This window comes from Candidatus Protofrankia californiensis (assembly GCF_900634765.1).
Classification (GTDB): Bacteria; Actinomycetota; Actinomycetes; order Frankiales; family Frankiaceae; genus Protofrankia; species Protofrankia californiensis.
The window spans coordinates 7,096-8,044 of the sequence record NZ_CAAAFT010000482.1 but is presented as its reverse complement, the minus strand read 5'-3'; the positions used below and the strand labels follow the sequence as shown (position 1 = coordinate 8,044).

At 65.3% G+C, this 949-nt stretch carries 1 protein-coding gene; it reads right to left on the bottom strand.

The window, feature by feature from the left end; all coding sequences use genetic code 11:
* Positions 1-44: 44 nt before the first annotated feature.
* A complete protein-coding gene (locus DD1DGNOD_RS24820) occupies positions 45-764 on the bottom strand; it encodes an amino acid ABC transporter ATP-binding protein (RefSeq protein ID WP_131768802.1) in 720 nt (239 codons plus the stop codon).
* Positions 765-949 lie beyond the last annotated feature (185 nt).

Here is a 949-nt window from a genome sequence, read left to right as displayed (position 1 = left end):
GGACGCGGGGGGAGGACCACCGGGAGGGAGGCAGGCAGGCGACGTCAGTGAGGGAGAACACGAGCCAGGAAGTCGCGGGCCCGCTGTGTCCGCGGGCTGTCGAAGAAGCTCGCCGGGGTGCCTTCCTCGAGAATTCCGCCGTCAGCCATGAATATGACGCGGTCCGCGGCCCGCCGAGCGAACCCCATCTCGTGGGTGACGACCACCATAGTCATGCCGTCATGGGCGAGCCCCGTCATGACGTCGAGCACCTCGGCAATGTACTCCGGATCAAGCGCCGAGGTGGGCTCGTCAAAAAGGATCACCTTCGGATCCATAGCCAGTGCTCGGGCGATCGCGACACGTTGCTGCTGCCCACCGGAAAGCTGAGCAGGATAACTACCGGCCTTCACGCCGACACCCACCCGATCGAGCAGTTCCCGTCCCTGGCGCTCGGCTGCCTCCCGCGGGATTCCTCTGACCTTCGTCGGCCCAAGAGTGACGTTCTCCAGCACGGTTTTGTGGGCGAAGAGGTTGAACGACTGGAAGACCATGCCCACCTCAGCCCGCAACCGTGCGAGCGCGCGTCCCTCCTCGGGCAGCCGCTGCCCGTCAATCGTGATCCGGCCGGCGTCGATGGTCTCCAGCCGGTTGATGCAACGGCACAGCGTCGACTTGCCCGATCCCGATGGACCGATGACGACGAGCACCTCGCCGCTGTGCACGGTCAGGTTGATTGCGTGCAGTGCCCGGAAACCGCCGAAGGACTTCTCGACGCCCTCCATGACGATCAGGGGCTCACCCCGCGCGCTCTTCGTCACGTTCAACCTTTCGGTCAGGTTGAGCGGAACGGTAGCAGGTGAGCTCTGCCTGCCGGTGGCCCAGGTCGCCGGGATCACTTGAAGCGAACTGCCGGGGCCGCGCCTCGTGTGATGAGATTCTGAAGCTCCACCCACTGCTGCCGGAGGGA

What these genes read in the sequence shown, in the direction of transcription:
- DD1DGNOD_RS24820 (WP_131768802.1), bottom strand. Translation starts at nt 764, where the DNA reads ATGGAGGGCGTCGAGAAGTCCTTCGGCGGTTTCCGGGCACTGCACGCA.